Below are 15,684 nucleotides of genomic sequence, written 5' to 3'. Positions count from 1 at the left end.
CGCGCCTCGGTTGAGACGAAACGCTCTTAACCAAACGCTCTTTAACAAATCGAATCAAGCAATTCGTGTGGGTGCTTGTGAGTACGGACTGATAGTCACAAAGATTATCAGCATCACAAGTGGCCATGCGAGAAATCACATAGTCATTTGAGATTGCTGAGCCAAGTTTAGGGTTTCTTAAAAACCCAAGCAGTATTGAACTGAAGAGTTTGATCATGGCTCAGATTGAACGCTGGCGGCAGGCCTAACACATGCAAGTCGAGCGGATGACGGGAGCTTGCTCCTTGATTCAGCGGCGGACGGGTGAGTAATGCCTAGGAATCTGCCTGGTAGTGGGGGACAACGTTTCGAAAGGAACGCTAATACCGCATACGTCCTACGGGAGAAAGTGGGGGATCTTCGGACCTCACGCTATCAGATGAGCCTAGGTCGGATTAGCTAGTTGGTGAGGTAATGGCTCACCAAGGCGACGATCCGTAACTGGTCTGAGAGGATGATCAGTCACACTGGAACTGAGACACGGTCCAGACTCCTACGGGAGGCAGCAGTGGGGAATATTGGACAATGGGCGAAAGCCTGATCCAGCCATGCCGCGTGTGTGAAGAAGGTCTTCGGATTGTAAAGCACTTTAAGTTGGGAGGAAGGGCAGTAAGCTAATACCTTGCTGTTTTGACGTTACCGACAGAATAAGCACCGGCTAACTCTGTGCCAGCAGCCGCGGTAATACAGAGGGTGCAAGCGTTAATCGGAATTACTGGGCGTAAAGCGCGCGTAGGTGGTTCGTTAAGTTGGATGTGAAAGCCCCGGGCTCAACCTGGGAACTGCATCCAAAACTGGCGAGCTAGAGTACGGTAGAGGGTGGTGGAATTTCCTGTGTAGCGGTGAAATGCGTAGATATAGGAAGGAACACCAGTGGCGAAGGCGACCACCTGGACTGATACTGACACTGAGGTGCGAAAGCGTGGGGAGCAAACAGGATTAGATACCCTGGTAGTCCACGCCGTAAACGATGTCAACTAGCCGTTGGAATCCTTGAGATTTTAGTGGCGCAGCTAACGCATTAAGTTGACCGCCTGGGGAGTACGGCCGCAAGGTTAAAACTCAAATGAATTGACGGGGGCCCGCACAAGCGGTGGAGCATGTGGTTTAATTCGAAGCAACGCGAAGAACCTTACCAGGCCTTGACATGCAGAGAACTTTCCAGAGATGGATTGGTGCCTTCGGGAACTCTGACACAGGTGCTGCATGGCTGTCGTCAGCTCGTGTCGTGAGATGTTGGGTTAAGTCCCGTAACGAGCGCAACCCTTGTCCTTAGTTACCAGCACGTCATGGTGGGCACTCTAAGGAGACTGCCGGTGACAAACCGGAGGAAGGTGGGGATGACGTCAAGTCATCATGGCCCTTACGGCCTGGGCTACACACGTGCTACAATGGTCGGTACAGAGGGTTGCCAAGCCGCGAGGTGGAGCTAATCTCACAAAACCGATCGTAGTCCGGATCGCAGTCTGCAACTCGACTGCGTGAAGTCGGAATCGCTAGTAATCGCGAATCAGAATGTCGCGGTGAATACGTTCCCGGGCCTTGTACACACCGCCCGTCACACCATGGGAGTGGGTTGCACCAGAAGTAGCTAGTCTAACCTTCGGGGGGACGGTTACCACGGTGTGATTCATGACTGGGGTGAAGTCGTAACAAGGTAGCCGTAGGGGAACCTGCGGCTGGATCACCTCCTTAATCGACGACATCAGCCTGCTGATGAGCTCCCACACGAATTGCTTGATTCATTGTATAAAGACGATCAAGACCCAAAGTTTTACCCTTAGGTCTGTAGCTCAGTTGGTTAGAGCGCACCCCTGATAAGGGTGAGGTCGGCAGTTCAAATCTGCCCAGACCTACCAATATGCGGGGCCATAGCTCAGCTGGGAGAGCGCCTGCCTTGCACGCAGGAGGTCAGCGGTTCGATCCCGCTTGGCTCCACCACTTGCTTTACTTGATCGAACTCAGAAATGAGCATTCGCCTCGAATGTTGATTTCTGACTTTTGTCAGATCGTTCTTTAAAAATTCGGATATGTGATAGATATAGACTGATGACCAGTTTCACTGCTGGTTAATCAGGCTAAGGTAAAATTTGTGAGTTCTGCTCGAAAGAGCAACATGCGAATTTTCGGCGAATGTCGTCTTCACAGTATAACCAGATTGCTTGGGGTTATATGGTCAAGTGAAGAAGCGCATACGGTGGATGCCTTGGCAGTCAGAGGCGATGAAAGACGTGGTAGCCTGCGATAAGCTTTGGGGAGTCGGCAAACAGACTGTGATCCAGAGATCTCTGAATGGGGGAACCCACTCAGCATAAGCTGAGTATCTTGCACTGAATACATAGGTGCAAGAGGCGAACCAGGGGAACTGAAACATCTAAGTACCCTGAGGAAAAGAAATCAACCGAGATTCCCTTAGTAGTGGCGAGCGAACGGGGACCAGCCCTTAAGTTGATTTGAGATTAGTGGAACGCTCTGGAAAGTGCGGCCATAGTGGGTGATAGCCCCGTACACGAAAATCTCTTGTCAATGAAATCGAGTAGGACGGAGCACGAGAAACTTTGTCTGAACATGGGGGGACCATCCTCCAAGGCTAAATACTACTGACTGACCGATAGTGAACCAGTACCGTGAGGGAAAGGCGAAAAGAACCCCGGAGAGGGGAGTGAAATAGAACCTGAAACCGTATGCGTACAAGCAGTGGGAGCCTACTTTGTTAGGTGACTGCGTACCTTTTGTATAATGGGTCAGCGACTTATATTCAGTGGCGAGCTTAACCGAATAGGGGAGGCGTAGCGAAAGCGAGTCTTAATAGGGCGTTTAGTCGCTGGGTATAGACCCGAAACCGGGCGATCTATCCATGGGCAGGTTGAAGGTTAGGTAACACTGACTGGAGGACCGAACCGACTACCGTTGAAAAGTTAGCGGATGACCTGTGGATCGGAGTGAAAGGCTAATCAAGCTCGGAGATAGCTGGTTCTCCTCGAAAGCTATTTAGGTAGCGCCTCATGTATCACTCCAGGGGGTAGAGCACTGTTTCGGCTAGGGGGTCATCCCGACTTACCAAACCGATGCAAACTCCGAATACCTGGAAGTGCCGAGCATGGGAGACACACGGCGGGTGCTAACGTCCGTCGTGAAAAGGGAAACAACCCAGACCGTCAGCTAAGGTCCCAAAGTCATGGTTAAGTGGGAAACGATGTGGGAAGGCTTAGACAGCTAGGAGGTTGGCTTAGAAGCAGCCACCCTTTAAAGAAAGCGTAATAGCTCACTAGTCGAGTCGGCCTGCGCGGAAGATGTAACGGGGCTCAAACCATGCACCGAAGCTACGGGTGTCATCTTCGATGACGCGGTAGAGGAGCGTTCTGTAAGCCTGTGAAGGTGAGTTGAGAAGCTTGCTGGAGGTATCAGAAGTGCGAATGCTGACATGAGTAACGACAATGCGAGTGAAAAACTCGCACGCCGAAAGACCAAGGTTTCCTGCGCAACGTTAATCGACGCAGGGTTAGTCGGTCCCTAAGGCGAGGCTGAAAAGCGTAGTCGATGGAAAACAGGTTAATATTCCTGTACTTCCAGTTATTGCGATGGAGGGACGGAGAAGGTTAGGCCAGTCTGGCGTTGGTTGTCCAGGTTTAAGGTGGTAGGCTGAAATCTTAGGCAAATCCGGGATTTCAAGGCCGAGAGCTGATGACGAGTTGCCTCTAGGCGACGAAGTGGTTGATACCATGCTTCCAAGAAAAGCTCCTAAGCTTCAGATAACTGGGAACCGTACCCCAAACCGACACAGGTGGTTAGGTAGAGAATACCAAGGCGCTTGAGAGAACTCGGGTGAAGGAACTAGGCAAAATGGCACCGTAACTTCGGGAGAAGGTGCGCCGGCGAGGGTGAAGGACTTGCTCCGTAAGCCCATGCCGGTCGAAGATACCAGGCCGCTGCGACTGTTTATTAAAAACACAGCACTCTGCAAACACGAAAGTGGACGTATAGGGTGTGACGCCTGCCCGGTGCCGGAAGGTTAATTGATGGGGTTAGCGCAAGCGAAGCTCTTGATCGAAGCCCCGGTAAACGGCGGCCGTAACTATAACGGTCCTAAGGTAGCGAAATTCCTTGTCGGGTAAGTTCCGACCTGCACGAATGGCGTAACGATGGCGGCGCTGTCTCCACCCGAGACTCAGTGAAATTGAAATCGCTGTGAAGATGCAGTGTATCCGCGGCTAGACGGAAAGACCCCGTGAACCTTTACTATAGCTTTGCACTGGACTTTGAATTTGCTTGTGTAGGATAGGTGGGAGGCTTTGAAGTGGGGACGCCAGTTCTCATGGAGCCATCCTTGAAATACCACCCTGGCAACTTTGAGGTTCTAACTCAGGTCCGTTATCCGGATCGAGGACAGTGTATGGTGGGTAGTTTGACTGGGGCGGTCTCCTCCCAAAGAGTAACGGAGGAGTACGAAGGTGCGCTCAGACCGGTCGGAAATCGGTCGTAGAGTATAAAGGCAAAAGCGCGCTTGACTGCGAGACAAACACGTCGAGCAGGTACGAAAGTAGGTCTTAGTGATCCGGTGGTTCTGTATGGAAGGGCCATCGCTCAACGGATAAAAGGTACTCCGGGGATAACAGGCTGATACCGCCCAAGAGTTCATATCGACGGCGGTGTTTGGCACCTCGATGTCGGCTCATCACATCCTGGGGCTGAAGCCGGTCCCAAGGGTATGGCTGTTCGCCATTTAAAGTGGTACGCGAGCTGGGTTTAGAACGTCGTGAGACAGTTCGGTCCCTATCTGCCGTGGACGTTTGAGATTTGAGAGGGGCTGCTCCTAGTACGAGAGGACCGGAGTGGACGAACCTCTGGTGTTCCGGTTGTCACGCCAGTGGCATTGCCGGGTAGCTATGTTCGGAAGAGATAACCGCTGAAAGCATCTAAGCGGGAAACTTGCCTCAAGATGAGATCTCACTGGAACCTTGAGTTCCCTGAAGGGCCGTCGAAGACTACGACGTTGATAGGTTGGGTGTGTAAGCGCTGTGAGGCGTTGAGCTAACCAATACTAATTGCCCGTGAGGCTTGACCATATAACACCCAAGCAATTTGCTGACGCAGATTGCGGTGGTGAAGATGATACGAACCGAAAGTTCGCAACGAACCACGAACATCACATATCCGGATTCGCTGGAGTGTCTACCAAGACCTTCTGGCAACAGAATTTCTTGACGACCATAGAGCATTGGAACCACCTGATCCCATCCCGAACTCAGCAGTGAAACGATGCATCGCCGATGGTAGTGTGGGGCTTCCCCATGTGAGAGTAGGTCATCGTCAAGATTCATTTCGCAAAACCCCTATCTGCGCATGCAGGTAGGGGTTTTGTCTTTTTGGCTCAAAAATCCTCAGCACCGCACCAAGTACGCACAGCGCTCAACCGCAATCATGAAAAGTGCGTCATTTAGGTCTGAGGAATCCGCGCACAATGTTACCCTCGCGGAAACACTCAGCACGGAAACCCACCATGGAAATGAACTGGCACCAGGCCCTGCAAGAGAGCCTGAGCTGGCTGGCAATCGCCTCGTTCACCACCCTTGTCTGCTTTGCTGCAGCCGCCACGCTGGCCGTGCGCTTTACGCGCTGGGGCAGCCAGTTCTGGCAGCTTGCCGGGCCCTATTTCAATTTCAGGCGCAGTTGGCGGCCACTGCTGGTGTTCGCACTGCTGCTGGTGCTGACGCTATTCTCGGTGCGCCTGAACGTGCTGTTCTCGTTCTGGTACAACGGCTTCTACAGCGCCTTGCAGGGCCTTGATCAAGCTGCCTTCTGGTACCTGCTGGGCGTCTTCGCGGTGTTGGCCACCATCCACGTACTGCGCTCGCTGTTCAACTTTTATGTAAGCCAGGCGTTCAGCATCAAATGGCGGGTGTGGCTGACCGAGCGCCTGACCCACGACTGGATGCAGGGGGATGCCTACTACCGTGGCCAGTTCCTCGCTGAGCCGGTAGACAACCCCGACCAGCGAATCGAGCTGGACGTCAACGCCTTCGTCAGCAGCTCGGTGAGCCTTGCGCTGGGCGCGGTCAGCGCGCTGGTGTCGCTGGTGGCCTTCACCGGGATTCTCTGGGGGCTGTCCGCCCCGTTGGCGATCGCCGGCGTGGAGATCCCCCGGGCAATGGTGTTTGCCGTATATCTGTATGTCATCGTCGCCACCTGGATTGCCTTCCGCCTCGGCCGCCCACTGATCCGCCTGAACTTCCTCAACGAGAAGCTCACGGCCAACTTCCGTTATGCACTGATGCGCCTGCGCGAGAATGCCGAAAACATCGCCTTCTACCAGGGCGCTCAGGTTGAGCGGGGCACCTTGCTGAGCTGCTTTGGCGCCTTGATCCTGAATGCCTGGGCACTGGTTTACCGAAACCTCAAGTTCAGTGGTTTCAACCTGGGTGTCAGCCAGGTTGCGGTGGTATTCCCGTTCATTCTCCAGGCCCCGCGCTTTTTCAGCGGGGCGATCAAGCTGGGTGATGTCATGCAGACCTCCCAGGCCTTTGGCCAGGTGCAGGATTCACTGTCGTTCTTCCGCGAATCGTATGATACGTTCGCCCAGTACCGGGCGACCCTTGACCGTCTTACCGGCTTCCTCGATGCCAACGCGCAGGCGAGTGCCCTGCCGCGTGTCACCACCCAGGACCAGGCACAGGCCCTGGAGATTGCAGGTCTGCAGGTGCTGCGCCCGGACGGGCATACCCTCATTGCCGACCTTGAGTTAAACCTGAGCGCCGGCCAGGCGCTGCTGATCAAGGGCCCGTCGGGCAGCGGCAAGACCACGCTGCTGCGTGCCCTGGCAGGCCTGTGGCCGTATGCCGAAGGCGCGGTCAGGCGGCCAATGGGTCATCAGGCTCTGTTCCTGTCGCAGCGCCCGTACCTGCCACTGGGCGATCTGCGCACCGTCATCGCCTATCCGGAGGCTGGCAATCCGGCAGACGCAACCCGAATGCAGCAGGTGTTGCGTCAGGTCAACCTTGCCCACCTGGCCGAGCGGTTGGAGGTCAATTGTGACTGGTCACACATTCTCTCGGTCGGTGAACAGCAGCGCCTGGCATTCGCGCGGGTTCTGTTCAACCGGCCCCAAGTGGTATTCCTCGACGAATCCACTTCCGCCATGGACGAAGGCCTCGAGCATGCCTTGTACGCGCTGTTGCGTATGGAAATGCCGACCACCTTGCTCGTCAGTGTGGGGCATCGCAGCACGTTGGCGGGGTTCCATACCCATCGCCTGGAAGTGGACGGGCAGGGTGGTTGGTCGTTACTGGAGCAGCATCCCGCGCTGGTGTAATGCCTTTCAGCGCGCATAGCCATGATCTGGCCGCCAGCTGGGCTCAGCGCAACAACACTACGCCCAGCAGGGTGGCGCTGGCAAAGCCTGCGCCGGCCAGGAAGGTCGCCTGGAAACCGGCACCGTCCCACAGCAGCCCAGCCACCACGCTGGCCGCCAGCAGCGCCACCCCGGTCAGCAGGTTGAACAGCCCGAAGGCTGTACCACGCAGGTCGACGGGGGCGCTGTCGGCAATCATGGCGGCAAAGATGCCTTGGCTGAAACCCAGGTGCAGGCCCCAGGCGGCAACCCCCAAGGCAAGCCCGGCCCAGCCTGGCACCAGGGCCAGCAGCAGGTCGGCGGCAATCAGCAGGCCCAGCCCGATTATCAATACCGCACGCCGGCCCATGTGGTCCGACAGGGCCCCGGCGGGATAGGCTGACAGCGAGTAGGCCAGGGCCATCAGCACCAGCACCGCCGGTGCCCACAAAGGTTCCAGGCCCATGCCCTGCGCGCGCAACAGCAGGAACGCCTCGCTGAAGCGGGCGAGGGTGAACAGCGTGGCCAGGCCGATCAGCCGCCAATAGGCCGGCCCCAGGCGAACCAGTGCGCGCAGTGCCAGAGGTGAGCGCACCGGCTTGGCGTTGGCGGGTGTTTCAGGCTCGCGCACGAAGGCGACAAGGATGTACACCGCGACGAACGCCGGGATCACCGCCACCCAGAACACGGTCTGGAAATGGCTCGCCGTCATCCACATCAATGCGATGGCCAGTAACGGCCCCACGAAGGCGCCGACCGTGTCGAGTGCCTGGCGCAGGCCGAAGGCCGCACCGCGCAGTTCAGCCGGGGTGACATCGGCCACCAGCGCATCCCGCGGCGCCCCGCGAATACCCTTGCCGACCCGGTCGATGAAGCGCGCCGCGATCAGCCACCCCAAACCCGCGGCCAAGGGAAACACCGGCTTGGTCAGCGCCCCCAGGCCATAGCCCAGCACCGTCAGCAGCTTGCGTCTGCCCAGGCGGTCGCTCAGGGCTCCAGAAAACACCTTGGTGATCGAGGCCGTCGCCTCGGCGATGCCCTCGATAAAGCCCACCGCGACCACCGAGGTGCCGAGCACCGTGACCATGTACAACGGCAGCAGGGCGTGGATCATTTCCGAAGAAATATCCATGAACATCGAAACGAAGCCCAACGCCCAGACGCTACGGGGGATCTTCAGCAGGCGTTTGCCGGCGCCCAGGGGACGGCTTGGTTGGTGGCTATGCATGGTGGACTCTGCAGGGTCGCTACGCTCCAAACTGTAGGAGGCGGCGTACAGGATGCAAATTGCGATTGGCACACACGCGGTGCGCTGCGCGCTACATCGGTGGTTGCCGGCCACGATTGTTGCGGCAAAAATTGCCTCGGCATGCTAAACCATGCGCCCCTGCCTTCAACGAGAGATGCCCGGTGAAAGCCGTCCGCCTGACCCTGATCTGCCATGCCCTGACCCAGGCCCAGAAGACCGGGCGTCTACACCATGCCGACGACGCTATCCTGCCGTTGGCCAGCTCGCCTTTCGCTGACCTTTCCGGGGTGTCGGTGCTGACCGCGCCAGAGCGGCGGGCGTGCGAAACAGCGGCATTATTGTCAGGAGGGGTAGAGGTCGAGCCAGCGCTGGCTGATTGCGACCTGGGGCGTTGGCGCGGGCTGGCGTTGAAGCAGTTGCAGGCCGAGCAACCGCAGGCTTTGGCCGAATGGCTGCAGAACCCGGCCAGTGATGTGCACGGTGGGGAGTCGTTTTCCGCGCTTTGCCAGCGCATGGCCGACTGGCTGGCGGCCTTCGACAGGTCGGGTGAATGGATTGCAATCACCCACCCGATGAACATGCGCGCAGTGCTGGTGCAGGTGCTCGGCTGCCCGCTGGGTGCCGGCCAGCGGATCGACGTGTTGCCGCTGTCGCGCCTGGACCTGAGTTTTACCGGGCAGTGGCGCCTGCGCCTCGGATGAGGCTCAGAACGCCAGTTTGTAGCCGATCAGCAGTAGCATCGTCGCCAGGCACGGGCGCAGCACGCGGTCGGAAATCCGCCCGGTGAGGTGGCTGCCAAGGTAGATGCCCGGCAGCGAGCCCAGCAGCAGGTAACCCAGCAGCGACCAGTCCATGTTGCCCATGCCCGCATGGCCCAGGCCCGCCACCAAGGTCAGTGGCACGGCGTGGGCAATTTCGGTACCGACCAGGCGGCGCGTGACCAGGAACGGGTACAGCAGGAACAGCGCCACGGTACCCAGTGCGCCGGCACCGATGGAGGTGAGGGTGACCATCACCCCCAGCACCACGCCGGTGAGCACGGTAAGGATGTTCAGGTTGCGCTCGCTGAGGTGGTAGTGGTCGCCGGCATGACGGCTGGCGAAGGCTTGCAGGCGCGATTTGAACAGGATGGCCAACGCGGTGAGGATCAGCACCACCGCCAGGCCTTGCTTGATGATCGCGTTGAGCGCCGAAGTGTCGGTATGCAAGGTACTGAGGAACCACAGGGTCAGCGCCGCTGCGGGCACGCTGCCCAGGCTCAGCAGGCCAGTGATCTTCCAGTCGACGTTCTGGTTACGCGCATGCACCCAGACGCCACTGGCCTTGGTCACGGCGGCATAGAGCAGGTCGGTACCGACCGCTGTTGCCGGGCTGATGCCAAACCACAACAGGATCGGGGTCATCAGCGAGCCGCCACCGACGCCGGTCATGCCGACGATGAAACCCACGATCAGGCCCGCAATGGTGAAACCGAAAGAACCTACATCCATACGCTACTCGACCGCCCAACTTTGCCCGTTATCGGATGCAGCCAGCATATAGATTTTTTTATAGCCAAATAGACTTGTTCGTTATTAGGTTATAACCGCGGCTGGCCTCGGCCGGGCGGCCAGGCACGTTTCAACAGGGACAGTTGCGCTGACCAGGACAACTCAGCGATCGGTCATCACCACCATCACATGCGCATCGCCGCCGTCGTCACTCTCCGACAGGTAGATATGCCCCACCTGGCTGTCGAAATACGCGGTCTCCTGTGGCCCGATGCTCACTGCTTCGCCGGTTTCGAATTCGATGCGCACGCGCCCGCGCAGTACCACGGCGAACTCTTGCCCAGGGTGACGGATGAAATCATCGAACTGCCCGCGTTCGCGCGCGATGATGCGCGCATAAGCCGGGGTCATGCGGCGCTCGGGGAAGTCACCGGCGATCGGGTGATAGTCATAGGTGCCGGTCGAGTAGCCCGCCGCCGTCGGCAGCGAATCGACCACTACGGTCACCGGTGCCGGAGCGGCGACCGTGCCACCAGCACGCAGCAGCTGGGCAATGTCGACATTCAGCGCCCGGGCGGCGGCGGCGAGTTTTTCGTAGCTCACCGAAACCTGGGCCAGTTCCATTTTCGACAAGGTGGACACTGGTACACCACTGGCCTCGGACAATTGCTTCAGGGTCATCTGGCGTGTCTTGCGCACCTGGCGCAGGCGCTGGCCGACAACGGCACGGTCCAGCAGGGGTAGGGCAGCGGGCATTCGGGTTCTCGGCATGCGTCCTTGGTCGGCTATCTTACCTTGGACACTTGCACTCGGCTAAATTCTCATATATTAGAATTCTCATAAATGATAATTACCGACAGGAGCGTGCATGGACCCTATCTACGACACCCTGATCATCGGCGCCGGCATCGCCGGAGCATCGCTGGGCTATCGCCTGGCGGGTCAGCAGAAGGTGCTGCTGCTCGAGCGTGAGGCGCAGCCTGGCTACCATTCCACCGGGCGTTCGGCAGCGATGTTCATGGAGGCTTATGGCACTCCGCAGATCCAGGCATTGACCCGCGCCAGCCGGGCCTTCTACCAAGCGCCACCGCAGGGCTTCTGCGAGCACCCGCTGCTGGAGCCGCGTGGCTGCCTGTATGTGGCCAGCCTGGAACAGCGTGGGCTGCTCGAGCAGGCCCATGCACAGAACCTGGCCAACGGCACCGAAGTCAGCTTGCTCGACCGCGATGCCGCCTTGGCCCTGGTGCCGTGCCTGCGTGGCGAGACGCTGGCCGGCGCGGTGCTGGAACCGGGTGCGATGGATCTGGACGTGCACGCCCTGCACCAGGGGTTTCTGCGCGGCTATCGGGTTGCCGGCGGCGAGTTGCGCTGCAACGCCGAGCTGATCCGGGCCTGCCACCAGGATGAGTTGTGGCAGGTTGAGCTGGGCGATGGCAGCAGCGTGCAGGCGCGCCAGCTGGTCAATGCTGCAGGTGCCTGGGCCGACCGCGTGGCCGAGCAGTGCGGCGTAGTGCCGATCGGCCTGCAACCGTGCCGGCGCAGCGCGTTCACCTTCCCCGGCCCGGCAGACCAGGACTTCGCCCGCTGGCCGGCGGTGATTGGCGTCGACGAAAGCTTCTACTTCAAGCCCGACGCCGGCCAACTGCTGGGTTCGCCAGCCAATGCCGACCCGGTCGAACCCCAGGACGCCGCGCCTGAAGAACTCGACGTGGCACTGGGTATCTTCAACATCGAAGCCATGACCACCCTGGCGATCCGTCGGCCAAGCCACACGTGGGCCGGGTTGCGCTCGTTCGTCGCCGACGGTGATCTGGTGATCGGTTTCGACATGCACGCGCCAGGGTTTTTCTGGCTGGCGGCACAAGGTGGCTATGGTATCCAGTCCGCTGCAGGCGCCTCGCGCCTGGCTGCCGACCTGCTGCTCGGCCAGCCGTTGTGCCCCGCACTTGTCAGCCAGGGCGTGGCGCCCGAGCGCCTGTCTCCGGCCCGTTTCCAGCAACCTTGAAAGGAGCATCACATGAGTAATGAAATCCAGCGTTTTCCCAGCAACCTGCCATTCCCGTTTTCCCGCGCGGTGAAGGCTGGCGGCTTTCTTTTCCTCTCCGGTCAGGTGCCGATGAGCGCGGCTGGCGAAGTGGTGCGTGGTGACATCCAGACGCAGACCCGTGCGGCCTGCGAGCGTATTGGTGAAAGCCTCGCGGCCTGCGGCGCACGTTTCGACCAGGTGGTGAAGGCCACGGTGTGGCTGTCGGACATGAGCCACTTCGCCGGATTCAACGAGGTGTACAAGGAATTCTTCGGCGCGGCGCTGCCGGTGCGGTCGACCGTGGCCTCGGCGTTGGCGCTGGGGGTGGATGTGGAGATCGAAGTGCAGGCATTCATCGGCGAGGGCTGACCTGACGTGTAGGGGCGCGAAGCGGGCCCAGGATTTCAGTTTCGCAGCAAAAAAGTGCCAGGGCTGCCCTGCAGCCCATCGCGACGCAAGGCCGCTCCTGCAGGGGCATGCGCTGCCAGTGACACAACAACAATAAAATCCGGAGGTGCACATGCAAGAGCAACTGAAGATTGCCGGCGCGTTCGTTGGCGTGATAGTGGGGGCGGGGTTCGCCTCGGGGCGGGAACTGCTGTTGTTCTTCGTCGATTTCGGAGTTTGGGGGCTGCTCGGTGCGTTGGTCAGCGCGGCCTTGTTCACGTTGCTCGGCATGGCCTTGGCGGGGCTGGGCAATCGCCAGCGGGCGACCTCGCACAAGGATGTGATCCAGGCTATCTGCGGCCGTCACCTGGGCCTGTTCGTCGACGGGTTGATCACCTTCTTCATGTTCGCCGTCACCGTGGTCATGCTGGCTGGCGGCGGCGCCTTGCTGGAGCAACAGTTCGGCATACCGGCACTGAGCGGCAGCGTGCTGGTGACGCTGATAGTCGTGGGCATTGTGTGCCTGGACGTGCGTAAGGTGATATTGGCCATCGGCGCCATTACGCCGCTGTTGATTTTGGTGGCGTCGGCGATCGCGCTGTATGCCGTGTTCACCCGTGAGCAAAGCTTTGCCCAGCTCGATCAACTGGCCAGCCAGCAGCAGGCGGGTACGCGTCACTGGCTGCTGGGGGCGTTCTTGTATGTGTCCTACAACATCGTTGCCGGTGCGCCGATCCTGGCCATTCTGGGCGGTTCGGCCCAAGGCGAGAAAACCGCAATGTGGGGTGGCCTGCTCGGTGGCGCAGCTCTGGGTGGCTTGATGCTGGTGATGAGTGCGGGGTTACTGTCGCGCCTGGACAGCGTCGCTGACCTGCCGATGCCGATGCTGTCAATTGCCAACGAAGTGTCGCCGCTGTTGGGGGTGGTGATGTGTCTGATCATCTTCGGGATGATCGTCAACACGGCGGTGGGTACGCTGTTTTCGTTCCTTTCGCGGCTGTTGCCGGCGGGCACGACGAAGTTCCGCTGGGCTTCGATGGTGACCGGGTTGGTGGCGTTCGGCTGCAGCCTGGTGGGGTTCATCAGCCTGGTGAGCGAAGTGTATCCGCTGTGCGGCTATCTGGGCTTCGTGCTGATGCTGGCGGTGTTGCTGGCCTGGGTGCGGCGGGGCAGGGCTGTGAAAGCGGCGGTGGTGTAGCGGTCCGTTACAGGCGGCAACAGGTTGTTGCCGCCTGAGTCCACGGGTTAGATCCTGAAGCTGCCCACCAGCTGCTTCAGGCGCCCTGCCTGCTGGGCCAGTTGGTCGCAATGGCGCAGGGTTTCGTTGAGGTTTTCCACCCCTTGCTGGTTCAGCGCGTTGATCTGGATGATGTCCAGGTTGAGGCTCTCGACCACGGCGGTCTGTTCCTCGGTAGCGGTAGCCACCGACTGGTTCATGCCATCGATCTCACCAATGCGCTGGGTCACGCTGGCCAGGCGCTCGCCGGCCTGGTTGGCCACTTGCACAGTCTGCTCGCTGGAGACCTGGCTGGTGTTCATGGTATGCACCGCTTCACGCGAGCCGACCTGCAGGCTGGTGATCATGCGGTGGATCTCTTCCGCCGACTCCTGGGTGCGGTGCGCCAGGTTGCGCACCTCATCGGCCACCACGGCAAAGCCACGGCCGGCTTCACCGGCACGGGCCGCCTCGATGGCAGCGTTCAACGCCAGCAGGTTGGTCTGTTGCGAGATGCCCTTGATCACATCGAGGATCTTGCCGATTTCGTCGGTGCTGGCATTGAGCGTTTCGATCTGCGCGCAGGACTCGCTGATGCGCTGTGACAGGGCGGTCATCGCGTTGATCGCCTCTTCGACCACTTCCCGGCCGCCATGGGCCTGCTCGCTGGCACCGCTGGCATGCTGCGAGGCATCCGCCGCATTGCGGGCGATTTCCTGAGTGGCGGCGCCCAACTGGTTGATCGCCGCAGCCACGCTGTTGGTGCGCATGCTCTGCTCTTCAGAACCGGTGATCGAGGCGTTCGAGGCGTTGATCACTTTCTCCGACAGGTCGTGTACCAGGCGGGTAGCCGACGACACTTCGCTGATCGAGGCGTGAATGCGCTCGACGAAGCGGTTGAACGAGCTGGCCAGTTCGCCGAATTCGTCCTTGTTTTGCACAGCCAGGCGACGGGTCAGGTCGCCTTCGCCCTCGGCAATGTCGCGCATGGCGCGGCCCATGGTGGTCAGCGGCCGCATCAGCACCGGGATCAGCAAGCCGAGCAGCCCGCCGATGGCGGCCACGGCGATCAGCATGGCGATGATCGCCGAGGTGCGGAACTGGCTGAGCGCGGCGTAGGCTTTGTCCTTGTCAATCGACAGGCCAATGTACCACTGCGCCGAAGGCAGGCCGGTCACCGGGGCGAAGGAGATGATGCGGTCCTGGCCATTGAGGGTGACATCCTGCATGCCGGCGGCCACTCGCAGGTTGCTGCCAGGGTAGATGTCCTTGAGATTCTTCATCACCTGGTCTTTGTCCGGGCTGACGATCACCTGGCCATTGCTGTCGGCGAGGAAGGCGTGGCCGATGCCGCCGAAATCGACCGAGTTGATGATTTCGACCAGGGTGTCGAGGGTGACGTCACCGCCGACCACGCCCGTAAGCTCGCCATTGGCCTTGCTTTTCACCGGAGTGGCGATGGTGACCATGAGGCCGCCGACGGCGCCTTGGTACGGGGCGGTCAGTACGGTCTGCCCGGCGCTGGCCGCAGCGCCATACCATGGACGCTGGCGTGGGTCGTAACCGGCCGGCATCTGCGCATTGGGGCGCTGGGTGAATGCACCGTTGGCCTGGCCCAGGTAGGTGAACAGGAAATTTCGCGTGTAGGACGGCTGCTCGATCAGCCCGGCCAGGTTCTCACCGGCACCTTGCTCGGCAATGTCCTGGGCCAGGTTTTCCAGCACCAGAATGCGCCCGCTCATCCAGTTCTGCACGCTGCTGGCGGTCAGTGCACCGGACTGCTGCACCGAGGCTTCGATGTTCTGGCGGATGGTGTTGCGCTGCAGGTAGTCGTTGTAGAGCGTGAACAGGGCGAATGCCAGGACCACGACACCGCAGGCACTGAGCAGGATCTTGTGGCGAAATTTCAGGTTCATGTTTCGAGACCTTGGGCCATTGAGGGGAGGGCGC

At 59.6% G+C, this 15,684-nt stretch carries 9 protein-coding genes, 2 tRNA genes, 3 rRNA genes and 1 pseudogene; 10 read left to right on the top strand and 5 right to left on the bottom strand.

Features of this window, described 5'->3' with window-relative positions:
• The first annotated feature begins 197 nt into the window (after positions 1-197).
• From HU760_RS16290 to HU760_RS16265, 6 genes are all read left to right on the top strand, one after another.
• Positions 198-1,734, top strand: a 16S ribosomal RNA gene (locus HU760_RS16290).
• An 87-nt stretch (positions 1,735-1,821) separates the two neighbouring features.
• A tRNA-Ile gene (locus HU760_RS16285) sits at positions 1,822-1,898 on the top strand.
• Between the two features lie 6 nt (positions 1,899-1,904).
• Positions 1,905-1,980 (top strand) — tRNA-Ala (locus tag HU760_RS16280).
• A 233-nt stretch (positions 1,981-2,213) separates the two neighbouring features.
• A 23S ribosomal RNA gene (locus HU760_RS16275) occupies positions 2,214-5,105 on the top strand.
• 134 nt (positions 5,106-5,239) lie between these two features.
• A 5S ribosomal RNA gene (gene rrf / locus HU760_RS16270) occupies positions 5,240-5,355 on the top strand.
• Together the 16S, 23S and 5S rRNA genes with 2 tRNA genes alongside form the textbook arrangement of a ribosomal RNA operon.
• A 184-nt stretch (positions 5,356-5,539) precedes the next feature.
• A complete protein-coding gene (locus HU760_RS16265; protein ID WP_186680381.1) occupies positions 5,540-7,348 on the top strand; it encodes an ABC transporter ATP-binding protein/permease in 1,809 nt (602 codons plus the stop codon).
• Positions 7,349-7,391: 43 nt separating this feature from the next.
• Here the strand turns inward: HU760_RS16265 and HU760_RS16260 are convergent, their stop codons facing one another.
• Positions 7,392-8,594, bottom strand: a complete 1,203-nt coding sequence (locus HU760_RS16260; protein ID WP_186680378.1) for an MFS transporter — start codon at positions 8,592-8,594, stop codon at positions 7,392-7,394.
• Between the two features lie 182 nt (positions 8,595-8,776).
• On the opposite strand from HU760_RS16260, the gene HU760_RS16255 reads away from it, so the two are divergent.
• On the top strand, positions 8,777-9,316 hold the full coding sequence (locus tag HU760_RS16255; protein ID WP_186680375.1) for a histidine phosphatase family protein: 540 nt from the start codon (positions 8,777-8,779) through the stop codon (positions 9,314-9,316).
• Positions 9,317-9,319: 3 nt separating this feature from the next.
• Here the strand turns inward: HU760_RS16255 and HU760_RS16250 are convergent, their stop codons facing one another.
• Both HU760_RS16250 and HU760_RS16245 read right to left on the bottom strand, forming a co-directional pair.
• On the bottom strand, positions 9,320-10,105 hold the full coding sequence (locus tag HU760_RS16250; RefSeq protein ID WP_186680372.1) for a sulfite exporter TauE/SafE family protein: 786 nt from the start codon (positions 10,103-10,105) through the stop codon (positions 9,320-9,322).
• Positions 10,106-10,267: 162 nt separating this feature from the next.
• Positions 10,268-10,861 (bottom strand): helix-turn-helix domain-containing protein, encoded by a 594-nt coding sequence (locus HU760_RS16245; protein WP_186680369.1) that lies wholly within the window; start codon positions 10,859-10,861, stop codon positions 10,268-10,270.
• Positions 10,862-10,973: 112 nt separating this feature from the next.
• On the opposite strand from HU760_RS16245, the gene HU760_RS16240 reads away from it, so the two are divergent.
• From HU760_RS16240 to HU760_RS16230, 3 genes are all read left to right on the top strand, one after another.
• On the top strand, positions 10,974-12,110 hold the full coding sequence (locus HU760_RS16240) for an NAD(P)/FAD-dependent oxidoreductase (protein WP_186680366.1): 1,137 nt from the start codon (positions 10,974-10,976) through the stop codon (positions 12,108-12,110).
• Positions 12,111-12,122: 12 nt separating this feature from the next.
• Positions 12,123-12,500, top strand: a complete 378-nt coding sequence (locus tag HU760_RS16235; RefSeq protein ID WP_186680363.1) for a RidA family protein — start codon at positions 12,123-12,125, stop codon at positions 12,498-12,500.
• A gap of 151 nt (positions 12,501-12,651) precedes the next feature.
• Positions 12,652-13,716, top strand: coding sequence for a YkvI family membrane protein (locus HU760_RS16230; RefSeq protein WP_186680360.1), 1,065 nt, complete (start codon positions 12,652-12,654; stop codon positions 13,714-13,716).
• A 47-nt stretch (positions 13,717-13,763) separates the two neighbouring features.
• On the opposite strand, the gene HU760_RS24755 is transcribed toward HU760_RS16230, so the two are convergent.
• On the bottom strand, positions 13,764-14,504 hold the full coding sequence (locus HU760_RS24755) for a methyl-accepting chemotaxis protein (protein WP_437179859.1): 741 nt from the start codon (positions 14,502-14,504) through the stop codon (positions 13,764-13,766).
• 114 nt (positions 14,505-14,618) lie between these two features.
• Positions 14,619-15,650, bottom strand: a pseudogene (mcpA, locus tag HU760_RS24750) (methyl-accepting chemotaxis protein McpA); the annotation flags it as partial.
• Positions 15,651-15,684 lie beyond the last annotated feature (34 nt).

Origin of the sequence: Pseudomonas oryzicola, assembly GCF_014269185.2 — a bacterium.
Classification (GTDB): domain Bacteria; phylum Pseudomonadota; class Gammaproteobacteria; order Pseudomonadales; family Pseudomonadaceae; genus Aquipseudomonas; species Aquipseudomonas oryzicola.
This window is presented reverse-complemented; position numbering and strand designations above follow the sequence as displayed.